Source organism: Adlercreutzia equolifaciens DSM 19450, from assembly GCF_000478885.1.
Classification (GTDB): domain Bacteria; phylum Actinomycetota; class Coriobacteriia; order Coriobacteriales; family Eggerthellaceae; genus Adlercreutzia; species Adlercreutzia equolifaciens.
Genome location: NC_022567.1, coordinates 2019453 through 2044412 on the forward strand (window position 1 = coordinate 2019453; position 24960 = coordinate 2044412).

At 64.9% G+C, this 24960-nt stretch carries 26 protein-coding genes; 2 read left to right on the top strand and 24 right to left on the bottom strand.

The features are described from left to right. Nucleotides 1-79: 79 nt before the first annotated feature. The 18 genes from AEQU_RS08020 to AEQU_RS08105 form a co-directional block, all read right to left on the bottom strand. Nucleotides 80-1465, bottom strand: a complete 1386-nt coding sequence (locus AEQU_RS08020) for an MFS transporter (RefSeq protein WP_022740422.1) — start codon at nucleotides 1463-1465, stop codon at nucleotides 80-82. After that, nucleotides 1465-1896 carry a universal stress protein gene (locus tag AEQU_RS08025; RefSeq protein WP_022740423.1) on the bottom strand — a complete coding sequence of 144 codons (432 nt, stop codon included), beginning with the start codon at nucleotides 1894-1896 and terminating at the stop codon, nucleotides 1465-1467. The genes AEQU_RS08020 and AEQU_RS08025 overlap by 1 nt, the downstream gene beginning before the upstream one ends. Nucleotides 1897-2095: 199 nt before the next feature. After that, entirely contained in the window at nucleotides 2096-2698 is a 603-nt protein-coding gene (locus AEQU_RS08030; protein WP_022740424.1) for an HD domain-containing protein, read from the bottom strand. A gap of 430 nt (nucleotides 2699-3128) precedes the next feature. Continuing rightward, nucleotides 3129-4880: a carbon starvation CstA family protein gene (locus AEQU_RS08035; protein WP_022740425.1), complete on the bottom strand. Its 1752-nt coding sequence runs from the start codon at nucleotides 4878-4880 to the stop codon at nucleotides 3129-3131. Further along, a complete protein-coding gene (locus AEQU_RS11920; RefSeq protein ID WP_051353412.1) occupies nucleotides 4877-5611 on the bottom strand; it encodes a DUF8052 family protein in 735 nt (244 codons plus the stop codon). Before AEQU_RS11920 ends, AEQU_RS08035 begins: the two co-directional genes overlap by 4 nt. A 176-nt stretch (nucleotides 5612-5787) precedes the next feature. Continuing rightward, nucleotides 5788-6750 (bottom strand): putative manganese transporter, encoded by a 963-nt coding sequence (locus AEQU_RS08045; RefSeq protein WP_022740427.1) that lies wholly within the window; start codon nucleotides 6748-6750, stop codon nucleotides 5788-5790. Between the two features lie 4 nt (nucleotides 6751-6754). Beyond that, entirely contained in the window at nucleotides 6755-8170 is a 1416-nt protein-coding gene (locus AEQU_RS08050; protein ID WP_022740428.1) for a uracil-xanthine permease family protein, read from the bottom strand. Then, entirely contained in the window at nucleotides 8167-8745 is a 579-nt protein-coding gene (locus AEQU_RS08055) for a xanthine phosphoribosyltransferase (RefSeq protein WP_022740429.1), read from the bottom strand. The genes AEQU_RS08050 and AEQU_RS08055 overlap by 4 nt, the downstream gene beginning before the upstream one ends. Before the next feature lie 375 nt (nucleotides 8746-9120). Then, complete coding sequence (groL, locus tag AEQU_RS08060; RefSeq protein WP_022740430.1) at nucleotides 9121-10755, bottom strand: chaperonin GroEL; 1635 nt, start codon at nucleotides 10753-10755, stop codon at nucleotides 9121-9123. 202 nt (nucleotides 10756-10957) lie between these two features. Then, on the bottom strand, nucleotides 10958-11245 hold the full coding sequence (locus tag AEQU_RS08065) for a co-chaperone GroES (protein WP_022740431.1): 288 nt from the start codon (nucleotides 11243-11245) through the stop codon (nucleotides 10958-10960). Between the two features lie 247 nt (nucleotides 11246-11492). After that, on the bottom strand, nucleotides 11493-12194 hold the full coding sequence (locus AEQU_RS08070; protein WP_022740432.1) for a response regulator: 702 nt from the start codon (nucleotides 12192-12194) through the stop codon (nucleotides 11493-11495). Next, entirely contained in the window at nucleotides 12187-13422 is a 1236-nt protein-coding gene (locus AEQU_RS08075; protein ID WP_022740433.1) for a sensor histidine kinase, read from the bottom strand. The genes AEQU_RS08070 and AEQU_RS08075 overlap by 8 nt, the downstream gene beginning before the upstream one ends. 137 nt (nucleotides 13423-13559) lie before the next feature. Then, nucleotides 13560-14396 (bottom strand): NAD(+) synthase, encoded by an 837-nt coding sequence (nadE, locus tag AEQU_RS08080; protein WP_022740434.1) that lies wholly within the window; start codon nucleotides 14394-14396, stop codon nucleotides 13560-13562. Nucleotides 14397-14546: 150 nt separating this feature from the next. Next, a complete protein-coding gene (locus tag AEQU_RS08085) occupies nucleotides 14547-14903 on the bottom strand; it encodes a hydrogenase maturation nickel metallochaperone HypA/HybF (protein WP_022740435.1) in 357 nt (118 codons plus the stop codon). Then, nucleotides 14904-15683 (bottom strand): twin-arginine translocase subunit TatC, encoded by a 780-nt coding sequence (tatC, locus tag AEQU_RS08090; RefSeq protein ID WP_022740436.1) that lies wholly within the window; start codon nucleotides 15681-15683, stop codon nucleotides 14904-14906. It lies immediately after the preceding gene. 2 nt (nucleotides 15684-15685) lie between these two features. Continuing rightward, on the bottom strand, nucleotides 15686-16369 hold the full coding sequence (locus AEQU_RS08095; RefSeq protein ID WP_022740437.1) for a twin-arginine translocase TatA/TatE family subunit: 684 nt from the start codon (nucleotides 16367-16369) through the stop codon (nucleotides 15686-15688). 22 nt (nucleotides 16370-16391) lie between these two features. After that, nucleotides 16392-16604 (bottom strand): hypothetical protein, encoded by a 213-nt coding sequence (locus AEQU_RS08100; protein ID WP_022740438.1) that lies wholly within the window; start codon nucleotides 16602-16604, stop codon nucleotides 16392-16394. A 151-nt stretch (nucleotides 16605-16755) separates the two neighbouring features. Next, nucleotides 16756-18117 (bottom strand): amidohydrolase family protein, encoded by a 1362-nt coding sequence (locus tag AEQU_RS08105; protein ID WP_022740439.1) that lies wholly within the window; start codon nucleotides 18115-18117, stop codon nucleotides 16756-16758. 178 nt (nucleotides 18118-18295) lie between these two features. Here AEQU_RS08105 and AEQU_RS08110 point away from each other — a divergent pair, with 178 nt between their 5' ends. After that, nucleotides 18296-19039, top strand: a complete 744-nt coding sequence (locus tag AEQU_RS08110) for a class I SAM-dependent methyltransferase (RefSeq protein WP_022740440.1) — start codon at nucleotides 18296-18298, stop codon at nucleotides 19037-19039. A gap of 101 nt (nucleotides 19040-19140) precedes the next feature. Continuing rightward, complete coding sequence (locus AEQU_RS08115; RefSeq protein ID WP_022740441.1) at nucleotides 19141-20091, top strand: DUF5685 family protein; 951 nt, start codon at nucleotides 19141-19143, stop codon at nucleotides 20089-20091. A gap of 24 nt (nucleotides 20092-20115) precedes the next feature. Here the strand turns inward: AEQU_RS08115 and AEQU_RS08120 are convergent, their stop codons facing one another. The 6 genes from AEQU_RS08120 to AEQU_RS08145 form a co-directional block, all read right to left on the bottom strand. Next, nucleotides 20116-20907 (bottom strand): TorD/DmsD family molecular chaperone, encoded by a 792-nt coding sequence (locus tag AEQU_RS08120; RefSeq protein ID WP_022740442.1) that lies wholly within the window; start codon nucleotides 20905-20907, stop codon nucleotides 20116-20118. A 182-nt stretch (nucleotides 20908-21089) separates the two neighbouring features. Further along, nucleotides 21090-21599 carry a prolyl-tRNA synthetase associated domain-containing protein gene (locus AEQU_RS08125; RefSeq protein ID WP_022740443.1) on the bottom strand — a complete coding sequence of 170 codons (510 nt, stop codon included), beginning with the start codon at nucleotides 21597-21599 and terminating at the stop codon, nucleotides 21090-21092. A 109-nt stretch (nucleotides 21600-21708) separates the two neighbouring features. Continuing rightward, nucleotides 21709-22143, bottom strand: coding sequence for a DUF4405 domain-containing protein (locus AEQU_RS08130; protein WP_051353413.1), 435 nt, complete (start codon nucleotides 22141-22143; stop codon nucleotides 21709-21711). After that, nucleotides 22133-22621 (bottom strand): hypothetical protein, encoded by a 489-nt coding sequence (locus AEQU_RS08135; RefSeq protein ID WP_022740445.1) that lies wholly within the window; start codon nucleotides 22619-22621, stop codon nucleotides 22133-22135. The genes AEQU_RS08130 and AEQU_RS08135 overlap by 11 nt, the downstream gene beginning before the upstream one ends. 344 nt (nucleotides 22622-22965) lie before the next feature. Next, nucleotides 22966-24255 (bottom strand): NrfD/PsrC family molybdoenzyme membrane anchor subunit, encoded by a 1290-nt coding sequence (gene nrfD / locus AEQU_RS08140; RefSeq protein ID WP_022740446.1) that lies wholly within the window; start codon nucleotides 24253-24255, stop codon nucleotides 22966-22968. Between the two features lie 73 nt (nucleotides 24256-24328). Further along, a complete protein-coding gene (locus tag AEQU_RS08145; RefSeq protein WP_394336859.1) occupies nucleotides 24329-24955 on the bottom strand; it encodes a 4Fe-4S dicluster domain-containing protein in 627 nt (208 codons plus the stop codon). Nucleotides 24956-24960 lie beyond the last annotated feature (5 nt).

Consider the following 24960-nt stretch of genomic DNA (forward strand, 5'->3'; position numbering starts at 1 on the left):
AGATGTCGCGGGTGAAAAGAGCCACCAGCAGTGCGAAACCAGCTCACCCCTCCCCTCACCCCCTTGGTGAACTGGCGATTTACCGTGCGCCCTTTTCGGTTTTGGCGACGACGAGGAACAGAGCCAGGGCCAAAACGCCCACGACGGCCATGCAGAGGTACAGGTTCGCGTACCCCAAAAGCGGCGCCACGATGCCCAGCAGGATGGGGCCGATGCCCACGCCCACGTCGAGCAGCATGTAGAACGTGGCGTTGGCCACCGACAGCCGCGCGTCGCTCGTCACACGCACGGCCATGGCGAGCCCGCACGACTGCACGGTACCCACGCCGAAGCCGAGCAGGGCCGCGGCACCCAGGATCATCCAATCGTTGGCCGCAAAGGCGAGCACCACCATGCCCGCAGCAAACGACACGAACGCCGGCACCATGACCGGGTGCGGCCCCACGCGGTCGAAGGCGCGGCCGGTGAAGGGGCGCGTGACGAACATGGCCAGGGCGTACACGACGAAGAACACGCTAGCGGCCCGAGCCAGGCCGATCTCGGTGGCGTATGGCGTGAGAAACGTGAGCAGGCTGGAATAGCCGAAGAACAGAAGGCCGCACACCACCGAGATGGGCAGCACACCGGCTTCCACAAAACGGGCGAGCGGCGAATGCTCCACCTTGGCGGCGACCTTCTCTTCCAAGTGGGTGGAGGGCACGCGGGTAGAGGCCGCCAGCGCCTCGTCGCGATTGGCGGCGGCATCTTCGCGCGCCTCTTCGTCCGGGGCCTCCGCCACCGCACCGGCCACAGCATCGGTAGCCGCCTTTACCTCAGCCTCGGCCGCCGCTTCGCTCCCCTTCACCTTCGTGGCAGGCGCCGGGCGCAAAAGCAGCGCAGCCGGAATGGACAGCGCCACGAGCACGCTCGCCACGGCGAACACCACCGGGTAGCCGAAATTGTTCGCCAGAAAGATGCCCGCGAAGGGCCCGATGGCGCTGCCAAGCGTAATGGAAAGCATGAAATACCCGATGCCCTCGCCCTTGCGCTCGGCTGGCACCACGCTGGTAATGACCGTGGCGATGGTGGTGGAGCACACGCCGTAGGAGAACCCGTGGGCCAGGCGCACCCCGATAAGGGCGCCCACCGGCTCGTTCAGCAGGTACAGCGCCGAGAGCGCCACTTCCGCAATGCAGCCGACAACGAGCAGGGGCATGCGCCCGAAGCGTTCCATCATCGGCGCGGCGGCGAAGCGCGAGAACAATGTGCCCACGATGAAGGCGCTCGCGCAAAAGGCGGCCACGGCGGCCGGCGCTTGGTGAACCGTGAGCGCATAGGCGGTCATGACCACCATAAGCATGAAGTAATTGCCGGCAATGAAGAAGTTCAGGAAGGTGCCGGCGACGAAGTTCCGCGTCCAGAGCGGTGCAGGCGCGGGCCTTTCGCAACGAGACGCGGGGGCGACCTTGGCAGCAGACGAGACCATTAGCGGCAGTCGCCCTCTTTCGCAATGAGCACCGTCATAGGCGACTCCTTGGTGACGGCGTAGCTCACCGAGCCCAAAAAGCCCTTCACGCCGCCCTGGCCGCGGCTGCCCATGATGATGAGGTCGCAGCCCTCCTCCTTCGCGCAGTTCACGATGAGGTCGGCCGGCGAGGTGCCCTTGAGCACCTTCACCTCCGTGGGGTTCACCATGTCGGCGGCGATGGCCTCCAGCTCCTCACGGATGGCCATGGCGTCGTCCACCATGACAGTGTCCATGCCGGCGGCGGCCGAGCCCGAAGAGAACAGGCGCATGACATGCACGAGCACCACTTCCACCTCCGGGTTCTGGGCGGCGATCTCGCGCATCACCTCCAACGCGCGATGGGAGGGAGCGCTGCCGTCATAGGCCACGAGAATCTTCTTGCACCACATGGGCGTCCTTTCTGCTCACGTATCCGCCCCGCACCTCCGCCAGGTGCCAGCGCGGCCGAATAAAGTCCGCCTGCCATTGTAGACCTGCCAGCCTGCCGCCACCGATTCTTTGCAAAGTTGTTGCAAACGGAAGGGCCGTCCCACCTGACAGCGAGACGACCCTGCTCGATCGGTCAACCTGCTAGACGTCCGACAGCTTCTACGCCTCCGGTTGGAACGTGTCGCGGTCGGGGGCGAAGGACTGCATGGCCTCGATGGTGCGGGCAAACAGCTCGTCGAGCTCCCAGCCGAGCATCTCGGCGCCCGAGGCGATGACCTCGCGGCTCACACCGGCAGCGAAGCGCTTGTCCTTGTATTTCTTCTTGAGCGACTTCACGTTGAAGTCCATGACCGACTTGCTCGGGCGCATGACGATGGCCGCTCCGATGAGGCCCGTCAGCTCCTCGGTGGCGAAGAGTATCTTCTCCATCTGCAGTTCGGGCTTGGGCAGATCGGTGTTGTAGTCGGAGGTGTGCGATTGGACGGCGCGGATGAGTTCCGGCGTACCGCCCGCCTCCTCGATGAGCGGCGCGGCGTACAGCGTGTGCTTCTCGGGCTCGTCGTCGTGCTCTTCCCAATCCAAGTCGTGCAGAAGGCCCACGATGCCCCAGAACTCCTCATTTTCCGGGTCGTACTCGCGGGCGAAGTAGCGCATGGTCTGCTCGACGGTCTCGCCGTGCTCGATATGGAACGGATCCTTGTTGTGGGCGGCGAGCAACTCGGCGGCCTCTTCGCGGGTCATGCCGGCGGAAAGTGCGGTCATGGGCGTCTCCTCTCGTTTCGTTTTTCGCTTCCTGACACTATAACGGGCCAAGCCCTCTGCACGCTATGGGGTGCGAAACAAAATTCTCTATGCCCACTTTAGTGCTCGAACAATCCACGCCCTTGTTTCGGGCAAGAATTTTGAGTTGTTAGACTCTCGCTGTCGAGCAAAACGATCGTTCCGCCGTAGCATAATCTCGCTGCAGAGCAGTGGCGAGGTTGCGACCTGGGCTTTTGCCCAGTTGCGCCGGGGCGCGCAGTCGCCAAACCGATCGACAGACCTGTTAGCGCGCTCCCTTATGTCTAACAACTCGAAATCATGCCCCAAAACGAGCCCCAGGATTCCCGGGTGCCCGTTCTGGGGCAGCAATGCGAGGAGATCGGCAGCAGGATGCTTGCAGCTGCGCGACCCGATTCTACGCGACCCGATTCTACGCGACCCGCTTCTTCCCGAAGATGGTCTTGCAACCCTTGACGGCCAAGATGACGGCGAACACCATGAGCAGCACGCCGATGACCAGCTGCAGCACCGTGGCGGCATCCACCGTGCCGGCCGCCAGAAGGCCGATCTTGGCCCACACCGTCAGCGCCAGCGAGGTCAGCGTCACCACCATCATGAACGCCATGGGGAAGTAGAACATCTTGTTGTTGCGGCCCGCGTTGCCCAGCCACGCGCACACGGCCAGTAGGCCCAAGGCGGCCAGAAGCTGGTTGGCGGCACCGAACAGCGGCCACACCAGCTGGTAGCCGGTCATGCCCAGCCCCACGCCGAGCACCACCGTGATGATGGTGGCGACCCAGGGGTTCACGAGCACCGCGCGCCATCCGGTAAGCTCGCTCGCCTCCATGCCGTGCGGCGTGAAAAGCTCCTGGAACATGTAGCGCCCCAGGCGCGTCGCGGTGTCGAGCGAGGTCAGGCAGAACACCGATACCGCCAGCACGAGCAGCGCGTAGGCGACGGACTCCGCCCCGGCGAGTCCGGGCACGCAGGCGAGCATCTGGGAAAGGCCCGCGGCGAAGACCTGGGTCGGCGAGGCGTAGGTGCCGTCCATATAGCCGGAGAACACGAAGGCCACCGCGCACAGCGAGATGACCGCCACCAAGCACTCGAGCAGCATGCCGCCGTAGGCGATGGGCTGCGCCTCGGCCTCGCGGTCGAGCTGCTTGGAGGTAGTGCCCGAGGCCACGAGGCTGTGAAAGCCGGAGATGGCGCCACAGGCGATGGTGATGAACAGGGCCGGGAACAAAAAGCCCGAGGCGGCCACCTTGGATGTGCCAGCTGTGGCGGCAAAGCCCGTGAATGCGGGAATGTCCAGCGAGGCGGCGTTGCCCATGATGCCGGCGCCGATGATGCCGACGAGCGCCAGGGCGATCATGCCGTAGAGCAGATAGCTCGACAGGTAGTCGCGCGGCTGCAGGAGGATCCAAACCGGGGCCACGGAAGCCACGAGGATATACAGGCCCACAAGGATCATCCAGGTGGTGTTGTCCAGCGCGATGACCGGCAAGTTGTAGCCGAGGGCCACGACGACCACGATGATGGCGATGGCCGACAGGATGTTGACGGCCGTGGGCAGCTTGCGCCCGCGCGTGACCACGCCGTAAATGACGGCCACCACGATGAACAGTACCGAGATCATGGCCGTGCGCATGTTGGCCATGTTGGCCGCCTCGGTCGAAGCAGCCTTGGCGGCGTCGTCTGTCGGCACCGGCACCACGGCGAAGGTGCTCGCCACAATGGAGGCGAAGGCGGCCACCACCAAAATGAGCGTCAGATACGCGAAGATGCAGAACAGCTTCTTGGCCGTGTCATCGATGTTCTGGGCGATAACCGTCGCGAGCGTCTGCCCCTTGTGGCGGATGGAGGCGAACAGCGCGCCGAAATCGTGCATGGCGCCGAAGAAGATACCTCCGAGCAGCACCCACAGAAGCACGGGCACCCAGCCGAAGATGGCCGCCTGAATGGGCCCGTTGATGGGGCCGGCGCCGGCGATGGACGAGAAATGGTGGCCGAGCACCACATAGGGCGCGGCGGGCACATAGTCCTTGCCGTCCTCGAACTCGTGCGCCGGCGTGGGACGGTTGGGGTCGATGCCCCACTGCTTGGCGAGCCAACCGCCGTAAAAGACGTAGCCACATACGAGAACCACGATGGCTACCAAAAGGATGATCAGGGCATTCATAGCTTACTTCCTCTCTTCTCGCCCTGGGCCTCAAAGAGAGGGCGCGCGCCATCGCAGGCTCGGCCCTCCCTTCCTTCCGGAAACGCCGAGGCGGACGCGTCAAGCCGATGCCCATCGCGAACAGCGCCGCGCGCGGTGTTACGCGCAGCATCACGCGCGCCGCCGCAAGCAGCGTCGCGGGCGCCGCTGCAACCAGCAGCGCAAACAGCAGCACCGTCGTCGATGAACGCATTGGCCTGGAGCGTTTTTCCCAGCGGTTTTCCCTGCGAATTGGTCGTCACACGCCCACGCGACAGGTCGGCCACTGCCAGGCGCAAATCGGCCCATCCCCGCCAGCCGAGCGCGAAGTTCTTGCGGAAGCGGGTGCGGCGCACGCGCTCCCACGCGAGATCGTCCACGGCGTCGGCGACGATGGCGAGCGACAGATAGGTCGTCATATGATCGGGTGCGGGCTGCACGAGGGAGAGCCCCACGCCGGTGATGCAGCCGACCAGGTCGTCCAGCTCGGCGGCCGTGAGACGAGGCGTGTCCCAGAAGAACAGGTGCTCGTGACTGGCCGCCTCCCACAGCTTCGCGCGCTTGACGAGCACGTACTGGGAGGCGCAGGAATGGAACTCGGCGTAACCTGGGAAGGTGCGTCCGGCGAAACGGTGGTCGCGATCGATGTCGAACCATGCCTCGTGGGCGGCAAGAAGTCGCTCGATGACTTCGCCGCGGCCTGCCAACCCCATCGCCTTCTTCCCATTGATGACCAGAAAAGTTAACGTTGCGAGCGTAGTACTAACGAGAAGGCGGCGCAAGGACAATTTTGACGGGCCGTCAGATTTAACAAAACGGCAACGAGGCCGAAAACCACTTCGCGGTCCCCGGCGCAGCACGGCCCACCGAGCGGACGGCAACGGGGCCGCTAGAACACGACACCCAGCCCATTGCAGATAAGGCCCCAGAACACACCCGTAGCATACAGCACCACGATGATGGCGACATTCTGCTTCCAGGGGCGGTTGGCCCGGGCGAGCACGAGCAGTCCCACGCCGGCGCTCACCAGAAGCCCCGCGAGCATGGCGCCGGCCCCCAGCACGCCCTCCACGTACAGCTGGGCGATGACCACGCTGGCGGCGCAGTTCGGGATGAGGCCCACAAGCGCGGTCGCGAACACCGAGAAATTCGGGTTGTCGCCGAGGAACTGGGCGAGCGCGTCCTCCCCCACCGTTTCCAGCACGACGTTCAGCGCAATGGTGATGAGGAAGATGAACAACGTCACCTGCACCGTGTGCTTCGTGGCGCTCTTCAGGATGCCCTTCCAGCCGTGCCCGTGCTCGTGGGTGTGCTCCACGTCGTCGTGGTGCTCGCAGGCGCGTTCGGGAGCCTGCTCGCAGGTGTGACAATCGTGGTTGCAGCCGCACTGGTCCTGCTCGCAGAGCTCGTGGATGCGCAGGCGCTCTTTGTCGCGGCGCGCCAGGCGCAGCACGGCATCCACGATGAAGCCCATGACCATGCCGATGACCACCTTCGCCCCCATGATGGATAAGATGGTATTGCCGGGTACCGCCTCGGCCAGGAAAATGGGCAGCATCTCGTCGGAGGTGGAGAGGAACACGGCGAACAGCGTCCCCAGCGTGATCACGCGACCCGCGTACAGCGTGGCCGCCACGGCCGAGAAGCCACACTGGGGCACCACGCCCAGAAATGCGCCGACGATGGGCCCGGCCGCGCCGGCGTGGCGGATGGCCTCCTGGGTCTTGCCGCCGGTCTTGTGCTCGAGCCACTCCATGGCCAGGTAGGTGACGAACAGAAACGGGATGAGGTACAGGGTGTCGGCCAGAGAATGCTCCAGCACGTGCCCGGCTATGTGCGCGATGGTTTCCATGGGCCTAAGATTCTAGCGCGTCTGCGGCAGCATCCACCGAATCGTTGCCCTCCTCCACGATGAGCGGCCCCTCCACCTTCTGATCTTTGGGCAAAAGCAGGCTCGCCAGAATGGCCACGACGAAGACCACGGCCACGCAGTTGTCGGCGAAGACGCTCTGCACCAGTTCGGGGAAGATGGCGAAGATGTCGCCCATCTGGGTAAACCCGATGCCCACAGCCAGCGACAGCGCGGCGATGGTGATGTTGCGCTGCGAGAAGCCGGCGTTGGCGATCATCTGGAAGCCGCTGACGATGATGTTGCCGAACATCATGATGGTGCAGCCGCCGAGCACGGCCTCGGGAAGGGAGGCGAACACGAGGCTCACCACGGGCACGAAGCCGGCGAGCACGAGCACGACCGCCCCCGTGGCGATGGCGCGGCGGTTCACCACGCCGGTCATGGCGATGAGGCCGACGTTCTGTGAGAAGGAGGTGACCGGCGAGCAGCCGAACGCGCCGGCGAGCGAGCTAACGAGACCGTCGGCCGTCACGGCGCCGGAGAGCTCCTTGTCCGTGGGGTTGCGGCGCAGCGCGGCGGCCGTGAGCGCCGAGCAGTCGCCCACCGTTTCGGTGGCGGACACGAGGAAGATGAGCGTGACGGTGATGATAGCGCCCAGGTTGAACTCCGGCGTCACGGGCAGCACTCCCGGCAGCGAGAAGAGCTGCGCCGAAGCGAAGCCGGAGAAGTCCACTTTGCCCAGCGGAATGGCCACCAGATACCCCACGATGAGTCCGAAGAGCACCGAAAGCTGCTTGGTAGCGCCCTTGGCGAGGCCCTGGAACGCGAGGCACGCCAGGAGCGAGACGGTGCCGAGGATGAGGTTCGTGGCGCTGCCGAAATCTTCCGCGCCGGAACCGCCGCCGAAGGAGGCCGCCCCCACGCCGAGCAGCGAGAACCCGATAGAGGTCACCACCACAGCAGCCACAATGGGTGTGATGATGCGCCGCCACCAGCGGGCGAACAGGCCGAGCACGCCCTCGATGAGGCCGCCGACGATGACCGCTCCCACGAGCGCCCCGTAGCCCTGGGTCGCCGCGATGGTGCAGGCCACGGAGACGAAGGTGAAGCTGATGCCCATGACGATGGGAAGCCCGCTGCCCACGCGCCAGACGGGGAACAGCTGCACGAAGGTGCCGATGCCGGCAATGAACATGGCGTTCTGAATGAGCGTGGCCCGCAAGTCCTCGGGAAGGCCGGCCGCCGCGGCGATGATCGCGATGGGCGCGAGGTTCGCCACGAACATGGCCAGCACGTGCTGCAGGCCATAGGGGAAGGCCGCAAGCCAGCCGATCTCGCCATCAAGGGACGAGAGCGCCTTCATCTTCGGGTCGACGAACGCCACGCCGCCCTCGCTTTCCACGTTTCTCTTGCGGCTCATGAGCGGAACTCAATGGCGCCGGTAGCAGGGTCCATGGCCTCGACGATGGCGAGGGACTGCAGGTCGTAACCTGCCTCGCGCAGCTCGTCGCCACCGGGCTGGAAGCCCTTCTCGATGGCAATGCCGATGCCCTCCACGGTGGCCCCGGCGCTCTCGCAGATCTCGAGCAGCCCGCGCAGGGCGCAACCGTTGGCAAGGAAGTCGTCAATGATGAGCACGTGATCGTCGGGCCCGAGGAAGCGGGTGGAGACGATGACGTCGTAGATGCGGTTGTGGGTGAAGGACTGGATGCGCGTGGAATACATCGTGCCGTCCAGGTTGATGGACTGGGTCTTCTTCGCGAACACCACGGGCACGCCGAAATGATGCGCCACCACGGCGGCGATGCCGATGCCCGAGGCCTCGATGGTGAGGATCTTGTTAATGGGCTTGCCCGCGAACAGGCGCTTCCATTCCTCGGCCATCTGGGAGAACAGCTCGATGTCCATCTGGTGGTTCAAGAAGGCGTCCACCTTCAGCACACCGCCCGCCTTCACCACGCCATCGCGGCGAATGCGCTCTTCCAACAATTCCACGGAAACCTCCTTGGGCTTCGGGGCCATTTTCGCGTATCGCACTATCTTAGGAGATCGCGCCCCTCTTGGGAACGACTGCCGAAAACGCCCATAGAAAAGGATGTGACCGCGAATTGGCTGTTAGCTCAGCTTGGAGAATGTGCTTTTTTTGAATAGGGGTTTGACCTGGTATTTCTTGAGTTTTACCAGGTCAAAATGGGTGTTACCCGAAAACAAAAAAGCACATTTTCCAAGCTGAGCGATCCAAAAAAGCACGATTTCCAAGATGCACAGCAAAAACCTGCGCACAACAGAAAGGGCGCCCTGATGAGGCGCCCTTCTGCGATTTAGTTGGTTGTGCGGTTAAGCCACGTGCAAGTTTTCCTTGCTTGGGGCCTAGTACATTCCGCCGCCGCCCTGCATGCCGGCAGCCAGAGCGCTCAGATCGGGACCCTCCTTGGGGATCTCGTTGATGGTGGCCTCGGTGATGAGGATGAGGGCCGCCACGGAGGCCGCGGACTGCAGCGCCGTGCGGGTCACCTTCACCGGGTCGTTCACGCCCATCTCGATCATGTTGCCGTACTCGCCGTTGGCGCAGTTCAGGCCCTCGCCCTTCGGCAGGCTCTTGACCTTCTCCACCACGACGGAGCCCTCGAAGCCAGCGTTCTGGGCGATGGCGCGCATCGGGGCCTCAATGGCCTTGCGGATGATGTCGATGCCGACTTCCTCGTCCTTGTCATCGGCCTTGACGGCGTCCAGGGCGCCGATGGCGTCCACGAGCGCCACGCCGCCGCCGGCGACGATGCCCTCTTCCACGGCCGCGCGGGTCGCCTGCAGGGCGTCCTCGATGCGGGACTTCTTCTCCTTCAGCTCGGACTCGGTGGCAGCACCCACCTTCAGCACGGCAACGCCGCCGGAGAGCTTCGCCAGACGCTCCTGGGCCTTCTCGCGGTCGAAGTCGGAATCGACGCGCTCGAGCTCAGCGCGGATGATCTGGATGCGGTTCTCGATGTCCTCCTTCTTACCGGCGCCGTCCACGATAAGGGCGGTGTCCTTGGTGACCTTCACGGTCTTGGCGGTGCCGAGCATCTCCATAGTGGCGTCGGCCATGGTCATGCCGAAGTCCTTGTCGATGACCTGGGCACCGGTGACCACGGCGATGTCCTCGAGGATGCGCTTGCGGCGGTCGCCGAAGCCGGGGGCCTTGATGGCCACGACATTCAGGGTGCCGCGCAGGCGGTTCAGAAGGATGGTGGACAGGGCCTCGCCCTCGACGTCCTCAGCCACGATGAACAGCGGGCGCTGGGCGCGCATGACTTCCTCCAGCAGCGGAACCATGTCCTGGATGGAGTTGATCTTCATGTCGGTCAGCAGGATGAAGGGATCCTTCAGCACCGCTTCCATCTTCTCCATGTCGGTGGCCATGTAGGGGGAGATGTAGCCGCGCTCGTACTGCATGCCCTCGACGATGTCCATGTCGATGCCGAAGATGGTCTGGGACTCCTCCACGGAGATGGCGCCGTCGTTGCCCACGGCGTCCATGGCCTCGGCGATCTTGTCACCGATGGCGGCGTCGCCGGCGGAGATGCGACCGACGTTGGCGATCTGCTCCTTGGTGGACACCGGGGTGGCGTCGGCCTTGATGGCGGCCACGATGGCGTCGGTAGCCTTCTCGATGCCGCGGCGGATGCCGAGCGCGTCGGCGCCGGCGGTCACGTTCTTCAGGCCCTCGGAGACGATGACGTCGGCGAGAAGCGTGGCGGTAGTGGTGCCGTCGCCGGCCACGTCGTTGGTCTTCACGGCCACCTCGCGCACCAGCTGGGCGCCCATGTTCTCCACCGGGTTCTCCAGCTCGACCTCTTTGGCAACGGTCACGCCGTCGTTGGTGATGAGCGGGGCGCCGTAGGACTTCTCCAGGGCAACGTAGCGGCCCTTGGGGCCAAGCGTCACCTTGACGGCGTCGGCCAGCTTGGAGACGCCCGCGGCCAGGCCGGAGCGGGCATCGGTATCGAACTTGATTTCCTTAGCCATAAGTTCGCGTTCCTTTCGTGTTCTATCTATTCTTAAAAATCAACAAGGGAAACAGCAGGCTTTTCGTGGTGAGTCGCATCGTGCTGAAGGTTCTGCGGTCTTGAGCTAAGCAGCCTTCGCGCTGTGTGCGAAAGACCGCAGGTTCTGAAGCGCGAGGCGGCCGCCACGGAAAGCCGTCGGGCGTGGTTGAATAAATAATTATTTATTCAACCACGGCGTAAATGTCGTCGGCGCGCAGGATAAGCACGTTCTCGCCGTCCAGCGTCACCTCGGTGCCGCCGAACTTACCGTAGATGACCTTGTCGCCGACCTTAACAGGCATAGGAAGCAGCTTGCCGTCCTTGTCCATCTTGCCCTCGCCCACGGCGATGATGGTACCGGTCTGGGGCTTCTCCTTGGCATCGGAGGCCAGGAACAGTCCGGAGGCGGTGGTAACCTCGGCCTCGTCCTGCTTCAGGATGACGCGGTCGCCCAGAGGCTTCAAATTCATAGCTTGCCGTCCTTTCAATGGTTGTTGTAGCGCCTTCGCGCAACTTCCAATTTAACCACTCGGTTAGGTTAAGTGCTAGCACTCGGTAGCAACGAGTGCTAAACAGTTACGCATCATAACAGCTACGGGAAGGAATGCAAGAGGGGACGGAGAAAAACTTGAGTTTTTTTCACTCAAGTTTCCTGTGATTATAATCTTGATCAGGGATTACTTTCCAAGTTGGAATTTGTGCAGGTGAACAGTCTCCCTAGGGGGCAGGCGTCACCAAACCCGTCTCGTAGGCGAAGACGACAAGCTGGGCGCGGTCGTGAGCATCGGTCTTAGCCATGACGCGGGCCAGATGCGTCTTCACCGTGGCCGGCGAGATGAACAGCTCCTCGGCGATCTCGTCGTTGGAAAGGCCCCGGGCCACCAGCACGAGAATCTCGCGCTCGCGGTCGGTGAGGCTCGTCAGCGCGGCGCGGCGAGCCTCGGCCACATCGGCGGCGCCCCAGCCGCCCCGCGGGCGCGCGGCCACGAAAGTCTCCACGAGCCGGCGCATCACCGAGGGCTGGATGAGCGCGTCGCCTCGGGCCACGACGCGAATGGCCGCCACGATCTCGTCGGGGTCGGCGTCCTTCAGCAAAAAGCCGCTCGCCCCGGCGCCCAGAGCATCGTAAACGTACTCGTCCACGTCGAAGGTGGTGAGCACGAGCACCCGGGTTTTTGCGAGCAGAGGATTCGATGTGATGGCGCGGGTGGCCTCGATGCCGTTCATTTCGGGCATGCGGATGTCCATGAGCACCACGTCCGGCTTGAGGCGCTGGGCCTCCTGTACCGCATCGGCCCCGTTTCGGGCCTCGCCGACGATCTCGATGCCCTCGTAGGTGCCGAGAATGGCCTTGAAGCCGCCGCGCACGAGATCCTGGTCGTCCACGACGAGCACGCGGATGGGATCGGCCTCACTCATGGGTCTCCTCCTTCTGGCTGAGGGGAACGCTCACGGCGATGCGCACGCCGCCGAGCGGGCTTGGGGACGCGGAGAACGTGCCCTGCAGAAGCCGCGCGCGCTCGCGCATGCCGAGCAGGCCGTGGTGACCGGCCGCGGCGGCCGGGGCAGCGAGCCCCTTCCCGTCGTCGTCGACGACAAGCTCGGCGAAGCCCTCCCGTTTCGTGGACAGTGCCAGCGTCGCACGGCGCGCCCCGGCGTGGCGCACGATATTCGTAGCTGCCTCGCGCGCGATGCCGAAGAGGGCCACGTCGATGAACGCCGGCACGCAGGCGCGGTCGTAGGCGGTCTCGTCCAGCGTGACCTCGATGTCGGCGCCTTCCAAATAGGACACCAAATCGCCCATGCGGTCGGTGCCCTGGGTGGGCGTCGTCTCGGCCGGCCCCTCCCCCGCGCGCAGCACGCCGATCATGGCGCGAATCTCCTCCAGGGCGCCTTTGGCGGTGCGGCGCACCTCGGCGATGGCCTCTTTGGCCGCCGCCGGATCGCGATCGACCAAGCGCTCGGCAGCAGCGGCTTGGATGCTCACGGCCGACAGCGAATGGGCCGTGATGTCGTGCACCTCCCGAGCGATGGAGACGCGCTCGGCCTCCACCCGGCGACGCGCCTCGGCCTCGCGGCTGCGCTCGGCGGCGACCGCGCGCTCCTCGATGGCGCGCGTGCGTTCCTGGTGCTCGTGGAGGGCATAGCCGGCGAAGGCGGCCGCCAGGGCCAGCGCCATGTTCTGGAGCACGGTGAGCTGCGTTAAGATGCGCGACTGCTCCGGGGGCGCCGGGGCAACGAGCAGCACCAGGCACATGACCGCGCACGCGATGGCCGCCTCGGCCCGCGAGCGCGCAGACGCCAGCGTGAACAGCGCGATGAGGGGGCCCGCCACGGACAGGGCGATGCCGTTCAGCTCCGCTTGAAGCAGGCCCCAGCTGACCAGGCACCACACGAACACGGCCCAGGGGAACTTGCGCCGCAGCACGAGAGGCAGCGTAGTGAGCGCGATGGCCAGAAGCGAGAGGCCCGAGGGCACCATGGCCTGGATGCCCATGAGCCGGCGCATGAACTCATCGGGAATGAGCAGGTTCACGGCCACGGTGAGCTGCAGGCAGCAGAACCCGAAGGCCCCCGCCGCGATGACGGCGTCGATGAGCCAGTCGGTGGCCGTAAGCTTCGGGGTATTTCGGAAGATCTTATCCATGACCGCTATGGTAAACGACTGCGCCGCCGCGCGCCATACACCGTGGGGTGTATGAAACGAGCCTGTTGAACAACGCCGGCACCAGACGGGGCTCGTTCGCCAGCGGGACGCGGGATCGCCAGCGGGACGCAGCTTCGCTAACGGGACGCGGGAGCGCCGTAGAACGACGCGTCAGGGTACGGAGGCTCCAATGCGCGTTTGAAGGCGTTGGCGTCGGTGCGGGCGATGACGTAGTCCACCAAATCGCGGCTCAGGCCGCTCTCGGCGACGATGGCCGCCGCGTCCCTCCCCTCTTCCACATAGGCGATGAGAATTCGATCCAGCGTGGCGTAATCGACCCCTAAGGACTTCTCGTCCTCCTGATCGGGCGCGAGCTCCGCGCTCGGCGGTTTCACGAACACGTTCACGGGAATGGGGCCGCACGCTCCCTCCTCCACGGCCCGGCGGTTGCGCCAGCGGGCCATGGCGAAGACGTCGGTCTTGTACACGCCGCCCAAGGGCGCGAAGGCGCCGGCGGTGTCGCCGTAAAGGGTGGAGTACCCCATGGCCGCCTCGGACTTGTTGCCCGTGTTCAACATGAGCCAGCCGTGGGCGTTCGAAAGCGCCATGAGGCACACCATGCGGCAGCGAGCCTGAGTGTTCTCGGCGGCCAGCCCGATGAGCGCCCCGCCGCAGGCCCGGGCGAGCACCGCCTCGAAGGCCTCGAAGGGCTCGCAGATGGACACCGTGATGTTGGAGATGCCGAGGTTGGCGGCGAGCGCCTCGGCGTCGTCGATGGACGACTCGCTGGAATAGGGGCCGGGCAGCATGACCCCGTGCACATGGTCGGCCCCCAAGGCGTCGTGCGCCATGACGGCCACGAGCGTCGAATCCATGCCGCCGGACAATCCGATGACCACGTCGGTGAAACCGGCGCTGCGCACGAAGGCGCCTAAAGCGTCGGTGCAGGCCTCGTACATCTGCTGGGGGTTCATAGGCGTCCTCTCGGGTTGGCGCAAGGGGCGACCCTTCGCTGCGCTCAGGTTGGAACGGTGACAGCATAGCAAAAGCGCTGCCACGAGTATGGCAGCGCTTTGTTTCGGGCCGATTGCCGGCATGCGTCATTCCGGCGACACGCGTGGCCGTTACTCCTCGGGAAGATCCACCTCGATGGAGTCGATCTGCAGCTCGCGTCCGGCCAGAAGCTCGGTGGCGAACGAGTCGCAGACGGGACAGAAGCGGTTGTAAAGGTCGTGCTCGAACTCGTGGCCGCATTCCAGGCAGACGCTGCGCGGGCGGATCATCGTTAGGCCTAGCTTGGCACCCTGGGTGAATGGGTCGGACTCGGCCAGGGCCTCGAAGGCGAACACGAGCGCGTCTTCCACCGCCTCGGTGGCCTCGCCGATGGAGACCTTCACGCCGAGCAGCCGCGTGGCCCCGGCCTCCCGGGCCGCCTCCGCTGCGGCGTCCATGACGCCGGTCATCAGTCCCAGCTCGTGCACTTACTCGTCCTCTTCCGCGGCGAGCTCCTCGTTCTGGCGCTTGATGCGCCGACGCAGCACCACCCGCGCGATGAGCAGGCTGCCCTCGTAGAGCATGATCATGGCGGCGAACATCAGCAGCATGGTGACCGGCGAGGCGTCGGGGGTGACCACAGCGCAGATGACCATGAGCACCACGTACACCGTCCGCCAGCTGCCGCGCAACTTCTTGTAAGGGATGACGTCGAAGATGACGAGGTAGAACACGATGAGCGGCAGCTCGAAGGCGAAGCCGAAGCCGAGCTCGAACTTGATGATGATATCGATGTAGGAGCTCATGCGCGGCGCCACGTAGCCGAGGCCCAGGGCCTGGTCGGTGAGCCACTGGAACGCCGGGTTCAAGATGACAAGATAGCAGAACACCGTGCCGATGATGAACAGGGCCACGGCGGCGGCGAAGGTGGGCATGAACCACTTGCGCTCGCTGGGCTTCAGCGCCGGCAGGAAGAACGCGAGCAGCTGCCACAGAATGACGGGGGACGTGGCCACAATGCCCGCCCACAGCGAGATTTGGAAGCGCACGGAGAACGCCTCGAAGGGGTCGATGGCCTGAAGCGAGGCCATGCCGTCGACGTTGGGCAGAAACTCCGCGATGGGCATGAGGAGGAACTGGCCCATGGTGGGGGTGGCCATGTAGAACACGACCACGGCCACGGCGAGGCAGGCAACGATGCGCACGAGGCGCATGCGCAGCTCGCCGAGGTGGTCGAATAGCGGCATGCGTGCCGGTCCGATAGGCATCGTTACGCCTCCTTCTTCTCGTCGGCAGCACCGGCGTCAGCGGCACCAGCGTCAGCGGCCTCGGTCACGGCCTTGGCCTCTTCGGCGGCCTTCTTGGCCTCCGCCTCGGCCTTCCGCTTGGCGGCCGCCTCCTCGCGCTTCTTGGCCGCCTCCGCCTTGCGGGCTTCGGCAGCGGCCTTGCGCTCCTCTTCTTCCTTCTTCTTCAGCTCCGCCTCCTCGGCGGCCTTGCGCTCGGCGCGCTCCTTGTCGTAGCGGGCCTTGCGCTCGGCGAAGCTCTCGGGCTTGGCCGGAGCGGCATCGGCCTTATCGGCCTCGCCCGCGTCCTGCTCGGCCTTGGCGGCCGCTGCGGCAGCGGCGCCGGCGGCAGCGGTTGACGTGCTCTTCTTGGTGGTTGATGCCGCCTTCTTCGACACGGCGCTCGCGGCCTTCTTGGCGCTATCGGCGCCCTTCTTGGCCTTGGCCGCCGCCTCGTCCAAGGCATCGAGCGGATTCTTGAAGGGATCCTCGGCGTCCTTATCGAACACCATCTCCCCCTTCAGCACGCCGCTCATCTCCTCTTGGGCGTTGCGGAACTTCGCGATGGCCTTGCCGATCGTCTTCGCCATGGCAGGCAGCTTGTCGGGCCCGAAGATGAGGAACCCGAACAGCAGAATGAGAAAAAGCTCGAATCCGCCGATTCCAAACACGACTCGTTTCCTTTCAACAGCTCTACAGCGAGAGCACGGTCAGCGCCATAGTGGGGATGCCCAGGGCGAGTACGAGGATGACGCACACGACCACGGTGAAGATCTTCTTGGTGCGCGCCTTGGCCTCGGCGGCCTCCTTGGCGCGGCGCTCGCGCTCCTCGGTCTGCTTGATGCGCTCGGCCTGCTGCTTGCGCGTGGGATTCTTCGCGCCGGTCTTGTTCTTCTTGCTCGACATCGCGGGTACTCCTCAGGTTCCCAACATTAGGTATACGCAAATATGGCATTATCGCAGAAGCAGGCGCGCCGCGCCAGCGAAAATGCCTGCCGCGGCGCGCCCTCCACGAATTCACAACTGCGCCGAGCGCCCCGCTCAGCGATTGCGGCCGCTAGGCCTCGGGGCGCAGCTTGGAGCGGATCTCGATGACGCGCGCGATGCTCTTCGCCACTTCCACCTTCACGTGCCAGCGGTTCTTCTCGTACAGGACGCTGCCGTCGACCATGGTCATGAGCACGTCGGCCGTCGTGCAGGTGTTCACCACAGCGGCCACCGGATCGGTCGTGAGGGACTGGTGCGAGCTGGACAGATCCACGGCGATCATGTCGGCGCACTTGCCGATCTCCAGCGACCCCACCTTGTCAGCAATGCCGAGGGCCCGCGCGCCGCCGAGCGTGGCCACCTCGAGCATCGTATGGGAGTCGAGGAAGCGCCCGGGGTTCACGGCGCGCTGCAGCAGCATGCCCAGGCGCATCTCCGAGAGCATGTCGGTGGATTCCGTCGCCGCCGGCGAATCGGTGCCGAGGCCCACGCGCAGGCCGGCGCGGATGTACTCGTCAAGCGGCGCTACGCCCATGCCCAGCTGGGCCGAGGCCCGCGGGCACACGCAAACGGCGACGTTGTGGGAGCGCAGCTTCTTCAGATCCTCGTCGTCCACGTAGACCGCGCCGACGATCATGACGTTGTCGGCGTCGAAGGCGTTCCAGTTGAGAGCGTAGCGCACCGGGCTCACGCCGGTGGGCAGCCAGGGCGGGATCTCCACGTAACCGCGCTTCACATCGCCGCCGTGCACTTGGAAGGGCGACGAGCCGTAGCGCACGAAGTCGGACTCCTCGCGGCTGCCGGCGAGCCACAGGGCCACGGGCAGATCCTCCTTGAGGGCGAATTTCGAGATGGCGGAGAGCATGGCCGGGTGGTTGGTGAACAGGGGCGCCGCGGCGATGCCGATGGTAACGCGGTCGGAGTCGACCTCCTCGCGCCAGTGCAGGATGTCCTTCTGGGCGAACTGCATGGCCGCGTCGATGCGGTTCTTGTCCATGGCGCCCACCTGGCGGTAGATCACCGAGCGCAGGCCGAGCTTGTTCACGGCCGTGCAGGAGGCGCCGGTCAGCGTGATGTCGGCCACCGTGGTGATGCCGCTGGAGAGAGCATCCAGGCCGCCCAAGATGGCGGAGTCGAACCAGTCGGAAGCTTCCATGCGCCCGCTTTTCTGGGCCACTTCCGCAAGCCACTGCACATAGGGCGCATCGTTGACCACGCCGCGCAGCACCGACTGCTCGAGGCGGGTGTGCAGATCAACCAGGCCGGGCATGACGGCGGCCAGGCCCTGGTCGACGACCTCTTCCTCGGGGTAGCGCAGGCGCAATTGCTCGGCCTTCCCGATGTCGCGAATGACGCCGTCGCGCACAAGGACCGCGCCATCGATGATGGGCTCGGAAGAAACCGGCAGGATATACTGGGCACACAGAAGCATGGTACCTCCCAATTCATGAGGGGCGTGTTCAATTAGCCACCCATGATAGCACGGCGCCGCGCCGCCTAGGGATATGCGCCCTCGATTTGCGGGCGAGTGCCCTATACTGGGGCCAAACGACGATACGAAAGGCGCGATCTTGCGGGATCGGCACGCCGCACGAGGGAGTTTTACACCTATGACCATCGACACCGCCACCGGGCTTGAGGCCCCGGCCGAGCTTTCCAGCGAGCGCGTGCGCGACATCTTCTCGCATATCGCCCGGAAATACGAGCGGTTCAACGCCCTCTCCAGCTTCGGCGCCTACAAGCTGTGGCTCGCGGGCATGATGCGCCAGGCCCCCATCGATGAGAGCCACGACGTGCTGGACATCGCGGGGGGCACCGGAGACGTCACCTTCACCGTGGCCCGCACCAAGCACCCGCGCCATATCCAGTGCACCGATTTGGTGCCCGAGATGCTGGACGTGGCGCGCATGCACATCGACGAGGGGGACGGCGCCGGCGTGCCCATCGATTTCGAGGTCGTGGACGCCCAGAACATCCCCTACGAGGACGCCTCCTACGACGTCATCACCATGGCCTACGGCATCCGCAACATGCCCGACCGGCCCCGGGCGCTCTCCGAGATGTTCCGCGTGTTGAAGCCGGGCGGCTCGCTTGTGTGCCTGGAGTTCTCCACGCCGCCCAATGGCGCATGGCGGGCGCTGTACCACTTCTACCTGCGCCATCTGATCCCGTTCTGGGGCGGGCTTATCACCGGCGACAAAGAGGGCTTCGTGTACTTGGCGAAGTCGATCCGCGCCTTCCCCGACCAGGAGGGGCTGGCAGAGATGATGCGCGATGCCGGCTTCACCGACGTCACCTGGAAGAACTACACCGGCGGCATCGCCGCCGTCCACGTAGCGAAAAAGCCGGAGTAAGACCCGGGTCGAAGGCGCGCCAAACGGTCGCGAGCATGCGAAACCGCGCGTTTTTCTCAGCAGGCAAAACGAGGCGAAAGATCTCCGAGAAAGGTGAGACGATGTTCGGGTTCGTGGTGGCGGATGCGGGGGCGCTTTCCGAGGAGGAGAAGGAGCGCTACCGAGCGGTGTACTGCGGGCTGTGCTTTGCCCTGCGCGACCGGTACGGACAGCTGTCGCGGGCGTGTTTGACCTACGACCTCACTTTCTTCGTGCTGCTGTGCAACTCCCTGCACGAGCCTGCCGAGACGCAGGGTGCGAGCCATTGCGTGATGCACCCGGCGCCGGCGCCCCCGCGACCCTGGGCGCGCTCGGCGTGGACCGACTATGCTGCCGACCTTTCCGTGGCACTCGCCTACCACAAGGTGCTCGACGACATAGCCGACGACGGCGACTTGAAGGCCCGGGCGGCCGAGCGCCTGCTCGCCGGCGCCTACGAGCGGGCCCGGACACGCATCCCCGAGCAGTGCGCCGAGATCGAGCGGGCTATGGCGGCGATTCGGACTATCGAAGAGGCCGGGCGCAGCAACGAAGATGCTCTTTCGGGCGGCGCCGGAACAGCTTGCGACTCTCCTTTTAGTGCAGACGCAACCGATGCCGTCCTCGCATTCGACCCCGATGCCGCGGCCCACGAGTTCGGGCGCATGCTCGGGCGGCTATTCGCCCATAACCAGGGCTTCTGGGCCAAAACCATGGAAGAGCTGGGGCGCGGCCTCGGGCGCTTCATCTACCTGATGGACGCCGCCGTGGACTTCGCTGACGACACCGCTTCGGTCAGCTACAACCCCTTCGTGGCGCTCGGCTCGGACGCCGAAGCCATGCGCGCCACGCTGGCCCTGGCCGCCGCCGACGCGGCCATCCCCTACGAGCGCCTGCCGTTGGTACAGGACGCGCACCTCATGGACGCCATTCTCTATTCCGGCGTCTGGGCCCAGTTCAACAAAGTCTATCCGCCCCAAGACGCCCTCGCGCAAAATGAAGGGAGCCCGCAGAGCGAGCCCCCTCGAAACTGACCGATGCGCGCAACCGCGTCGCCGTTAATTGATGAAGGCGGCGAGCAGGCTGGCGGCCTGCTTGTAGAACGGCACGCGGGAATCCGCCTCGCAGGCCTCGGCGAACTGGGGCATCCACGTCTTCGCGTGGTCGGTCATGAATTCATCCCAAGCCGCCTCAGGCGAGCCGCCGGGCAAGTCGGCCGAGGCCACCACGTCGCCGGGCTCGGGGCCGTCGTCCTCCGCGTCGAATTCGTCAATCTCGTCGCCGATCTCCTTGTACTGCTCGGCCTGCTCCTCGGTGGGAGCGCCGTCGCCGCCAGCGGCGAGGTCGTCCTCGGCCGCTGCGTCCATGGCATCGGCCGCCGCGCGCAGGGCCAGATACTCCAGCAGTTCCAACTCAGTCCACACAGCATCGAGCGGCTCGTTGGTGCCCTCGGGACGGCCCAAGCCGCAGGCCTTGCAGAAGCGCTCCACGGCCATGGAGTGCGGGTTCACGAACAGCAGCGGCTGCACGCCCTCGGCCTTCGCACGCCACACGCCCTCGTACGGGCTGCACGCCGCCTCGGGAGCGCCCACGAACAGGCGCGTGGCCTCGGGACGCAGCTCCTTCTGGATGTCGTCCGGGTCGGGCAGCGCGGCGGCCTCAGCGGCACCGGGAGCCGCGGCGGCCGTCCAGTCGATCCCGAGCGCGCCGGCGATCTCGTCGGCGGCCTCACCCCACTCGCCCGAAGCGATGGCCTCGGCGAGCACCTTGTCCTCCGGGTAGCGGAACGACAGCGCCAAAAGCTCGCACATCGCCGCGCGAGCCTGCCAGATGTCTGCGGATACGGTCATGGAAGTTCCTCCTTCGCGGATGGGTTTTATCAGAAAGAAGCATAGCATTGCATGCGCTCATTGGCAGCGCGGCATCGCAGCCAGCGTCGCAACTCCATGCTTGGCGCCAATAAGCCTCGTAGACGGCCGAGTTCGCGTCCCCGCATCATGCCGCCTCTGCAAGGCGCCGAAACAACAGGGCTTTACTGCGCGGGAGCCACATCCATATCTACGAACCGATAGGGCACGGCGCGATCTTGAAACAGCGCCAGCAAATCGGACAGAGGCACCCGCAGCGTGGCCGTGTTGTCGTTGGGATGCACGCCCACGGCCGGCCAATCGCGCAAAGCCTCGTCGAATACCACTTGCACTTTCCCCTCCTCGTCGTTCAACACGCCGAAGGGCGACACCGCGCCGCCACGCAGACCGAGAATTCCGTGCAAGTCCTCTTCCGAGGCAAAACGCAAGGGCCGCGCCTCAAGGGCTACCCTGAGCGCCTTCAGGTTCGCGGGCTTGTCCTCGGGCATGACGACCAAATAGTAGTTGCGTTTCTTGTCATCGCGCAGAAAGAGGTTCTTCACCACGGCCTCGGCGAAGGGCAATTCCAGCGCATCCATCGCCTCCATGGTGAACACCGCTTCATGATCGACCCGATCGTAAACGACCCCGCGCTCGTCCAGATACGCGCACACCTCTTCTTTTCCAAACGCCACGCCTCGCTCCTTTCTCCCGCCAATGTCCCCGCTTACCAGCAAGGCCGTCGAGCGCCTGCGGCACAGTATAGCGAAAGAAGCAGGGCGCTGGGACAACTTGCGTCGGTTGCTATGCCGGGCAATCCCCGCCCTCGCCGCAAAGATCCTTGCGACGACGAAGCACCGCTAGCGCGGCGGGGCCGCGCACGACCACGTGCACGAGCAGGGCCGCCAACATTACCTTGGCCGCCACGGCGTGCAGCGGATCCCAGAAATGGTAGCCCGAGGCGTACAGCCCCATCGAGGGCAGCACCGTCCCCGACACCATGACGCCGGACACGACGCAAGCGGCCAACGACAGCAGCAACACTGCGTTCAAAGCGAGCCGCCCCATACGTCCGCGGCCACCCAGGCCGTCGGCGCTTACGACCACATGGGCAGCGACCACGATGAAAGCGCCAAGACCAATGAATTCGTGCAACGGGATGCCCGTAAGAGCCGGATTGGCTGCCAGCAAGTACACGACGAGCGCGGCGACATCGAACAGCACATGGCTACGCTTCATAACAGGCCCCCTCTTCGCCAGCGGTCATCAAGTTTTCCGCGCAATGCCGCTCGGACGGTGCGACGGGCGACGACGCTTCAGCCATCCCGTCATCGGCCCTACTATCGTCATGGACGCGGCCCGGGCGACTCATGCGGCGCACAAGCAGCCACAGACCCAGCACCAGCGCCACGGGCATGAGAATCCACACGTTCAGCGACATGTCGGAGGCCTGGTGGTAGCGCCCGATGAGCGAGTCCCACCCATGGCACTCCACCGACGTGCAGCCGGCCTCAGGGCACATCATCTCGTGCACGCCGTCGGGCTCGGGCACCGCGTCGAACCCGTGGCACAAGCCCGATGCGCACCCCGCGGCGGGACACAGGGAATCCGCGGCGATAGGTCGAATCGCCGAACTCGGCGCCAGCGCAAAGCCGACTGTCGCCATCGCGACCACAAGCGCCGCCAGCACAGCGGCGGCGACCAACTTCTTCGGCATCGCGAGTCTCCTCCCCTTCGCTGAGCCAGACAATTTTCGAACCATTTTGGACCAAGATTTTCGAGTTGTTAGGGGTTTGCCCACGCATTCGGAAGGACCGCGGAGAAAGCGGAGAGGCAAACCCCCGGTCGCAGAGTTTTCTCCTTGTCGATGCGGCCGACGACGCGCACATCGACACCTAACAACTCGAAAATCTCGCCCCCGCGCTCCACTTTTATTTCCCGCGAGCCCCTTTGGGGAGCATTTCTTCCGAAACCACGCTCTCGGGCGTGCTGCGCCTATACCGCCAAAAAAAGGGGCCCGCACCGGGAAGGGGCGGCGCGGGCCGGCATGTAAGGGAACGGCTACCTGGAGGGCGCCTCCTCGCCCTTCGGGCGCAGGGGCAGGAACTTGATGCCCAGCAGGAACACGAGCGCGCCCAGGGCCACCACGCCCAGCGTCACACCGAACTCAAGCGGCGTCGGCCAGTAGACCATGCCGCCGTAGATGCCGGAGAGGCCGGAGTCGAAGGCCGTGTGCTGCATGGGAGTGAGCGGGCCAGCGTAGTCCAGGTTGGCGATCTGGAAGCCGCCGACGAGCAGCTGCACGCGCTTGCAGAAGATGCCGAGGATCGCGAGCAGCGAGCCGGCGACCAGCAGGGCGTTGGTGCGCAGCGCCGGCGTGAAGCAAATGACGGCGCAGAGGGCGCAGCCGACGACCTCCGTCCAGAAGTAAGGGGCGAGCGGGCCGGCCGTCAGCATGGCGACCACCTCCGCGCCCGAGCCGCCGGGGAACGCCTCGGTGAGCAGATCGCAGCCGAAGAAGTACAGATCCACCATCACGAAGGCGCCGAGGAGCTTCGCGAGCTTCACCATATAGGACTGGTCGAGCGAGAGATAGCCGACCTTGCGAAGCGCCATGACCACCACCATGACCAAAGCCGTGCCGCAGACGAGAGCCGAGGACACGAACCAGGGAGCGAGCAGGGCCGTGTGCCACATCTCGCGGCCCTGCTGCAGGCCGAAGATCCAGGCGGTCACGGAGTGCACGAGCACAGCGCATACGAGCGCCACCACGCTGATGACGCGCAGGGCGGTATGGGAAACCTTCCCGGCGTCGGCCCGCACCTGGGCCCAAAGGTACACGCAGGAAAGGATGAGGTAGGTGCCCAGCACGACGATGTCCCACATGAGGGGCGAGCCCAGGTTGGAGTAGGCGAACAGCTCCCACAGGCGAGCCGGCTGCCCCAGGTCCACCACCACCAGACCGATGGCGGCCACCGTGCAGGCGATGGAGCTCATGACGGCCACCTTGGAGATGCCGCCGAAGCCGGCGATGCCGAAGGCCTTGGGCACCGACGAGATGATGAGGCCGCCGGCCGACAGGCCCACGAAGAACATGAACGACGTGATGTAGAGGCCCCACGAGTTCAGATTGCGCATGCCGGTCTGCACCATGCCGCCGGCAAGCTGCATCGCCCACAAAGCGATGCCCGCAACCATCACCGCGGCCGACACGCCGATGGCGATGCTCAGGCCACGGCCGCCCCAGGCGACTGCTTTCGCACCAGCTGCCTCCTGGCCCTTTGCGCGGTTTTGAGCCGCACTGAAGTCGAGGTCATCATCAACGATGGCCCCAGAAGAGAAATCAGACATGAGAATCTCCTAGAAGTAGGCGGGCGACGCAACCACGCCCCGCCCGCAATATCGCATGACAAGGAAAAGCGCCCTAAACCAGGTAGTACACCGACGGCTTCGTCCCCTCTTCAGGAAGCAGCTGCTTGTACTCGCGCGAAGCAATGAGCTTGGAAATTTCCGAATTCGGATCGTCCAAATCGCCCCAAATGCGAGCACGTCCAGGACACGCCCTCACGCACTCAGGTTCTCCGCCACCAGCAACTCGGTGCCAGCACATGGTGCACTTCTCAACCGTATGCCGCTGATGTTCCGGCGAATCTTTCGCACCCAAGGTATAGTCGAGCATGTACTCAGGCTCTTGCCAATTAAAGGACCGCACGCCGGTGTAGGGGCACGCCGCCATGCACATACGACACCCGATGCACTTGTCATAATCTTGGCGAACAATACCCGTTTCCTCGTCCTTGTAGGTAGCTCCCACCGGACACACCCTCACACAAGCTGGATTCTCGCAGTGCTGGCAATTTACAGGCAGGTAGTCGATGGAGTTGTCAGGGAACGAGCCTCTGGGAATGTCCATTTCGTTGCTGCCGCCATCAGTCAGGATGCGATTCCACCAAATCTCGTTAGGAAGATTATTCTCAATCTTGCAGGCCACGGCGCAGGTATGGCATCCGATGCACCGCTCTTGGTCAATTGCGAATCCGTAGTGCATAATGCCAC

Bases quoted from the DNA above. Each gene is read 5' to 3' on its own strand.
- AEQU_RS08050 (WP_022740428.1), bottom strand. From the start codon at position 8,170: ATGAGCCGCAAGAGAAACGTGGAAAGCGAGGGCGGCGTGGCGTTCGTC.
- AEQU_RS08115 (WP_022740441.1), top strand. From the start codon at position 19,141: ATGTTCGGGTTCGTGGTGGCGGATGCGGGGGCGCTTTCCGAGGAGGAG.
- AEQU_RS08065 (WP_022740431.1), bottom strand. From the start codon at position 11,245: ATGAATTTGAAGCCTCTGGGCGACCGCGTCATCCTGAAGCAGGACGAG.
- groL (WP_022740430.1), bottom strand. From the start codon at position 10,755: ATGGCTAAGGAAATCAAGTTCGATACCGATGCCCGCTCCGGCCTGGCC.
- AEQU_RS08020 (WP_022740422.1), bottom strand. From the start codon at position 1,465: ATGGTCTCGTCTGCTGCCAAGGTCGCCCCCGCGTCTCGTTGCGAAAGG.
- AEQU_RS11920 (WP_051353412.1), bottom strand. From the start codon at position 5,611: ATGGGGTTGGCAGGCCGCGGCGAAGTCATCGAGCGACTTCTTGCCGCC.
- AEQU_RS08105 (WP_022740439.1), bottom strand. From the start codon at position 18,117: ATGCTTCTGTGTGCCCAGTATATCCTGCCGGTTTCTTCCGAGCCCATC.
- nadE (WP_022740434.1), bottom strand. From the start codon at position 14,396: ATGAACCCCCAGCAGATGTACGAGGCCTGCACCGACGCTTTAGGCGCC.
- AEQU_RS08030 (WP_022740424.1), bottom strand. From the start codon at position 2,698: ATGACCGCACTTTCCGCCGGCATGACCCGCGAAGAGGCCGCCGAGTTG.
- tatC (WP_022740436.1), bottom strand. From the start codon at position 15,683: ATGCCTATCGGACCGGCACGCATGCCGCTATTCGACCACCTCGGCGAG.
- AEQU_RS08135 (WP_022740445.1), bottom strand. From the start codon at position 22,621: ATGCCGAAGAAGTTGGTCGCCGCCGCTGTGCTGGCGGCGCTTGTGGTC.
- AEQU_RS08120 (WP_022740442.1), bottom strand. From the start codon at position 20,907: ATGACCGTATCCGCAGACATCTGGCAGGCTCGCGCGGCGATGTGCGAG.
- AEQU_RS08100 (WP_022740438.1), bottom strand. From the start codon at position 16,604: ATGTCGAGCAAGAAGAACAAGACCGGCGCGAAGAATCCCACGCGCAAG.
- nrfD (WP_022740446.1), bottom strand. From the start codon at position 24,255: ATGTCTGATTTCTCTTCTGGGGCCATCGTTGATGATGACCTCGACTTC.
- AEQU_RS08045 (WP_022740427.1), bottom strand. From the start codon at position 6,750: ATGGAAACCATCGCGCACATAGCCGGGCACGTGCTGGAGCATTCTCTG.
- AEQU_RS08070 (WP_022740432.1), bottom strand. From the start codon at position 12,194: ATGAGTGAGGCCGATCCCATCCGCGTGCTCGTCGTGGACGACCAGGAT.
- AEQU_RS08130 (WP_051353413.1), bottom strand. From the start codon at position 22,143: ATGAAGCGTAGCCATGTGCTGTTCGATGTCGCCGCGCTCGTCGTGTAC.
- AEQU_RS08035 (WP_022740425.1), bottom strand. From the start codon at position 4,880: ATGAATGCCCTGATCATCCTTTTGGTAGCCATCGTGGTTCTCGTATGT.
- AEQU_RS08075 (WP_022740433.1), bottom strand. From the start codon at position 13,422: ATGGATAAGATCTTCCGAAATACCCCGAAGCTTACGGCCACCGACTGG.
- AEQU_RS08025 (WP_022740423.1), bottom strand. From the start codon at position 1,896: ATGTGGTGCAAGAAGATTCTCGTGGCCTATGACGGCAGCGCTCCCTCC.
- AEQU_RS08110 (WP_022740440.1), top strand. From the start codon at position 18,296: ATGACCATCGACACCGCCACCGGGCTTGAGGCCCCGGCCGAGCTTTCC.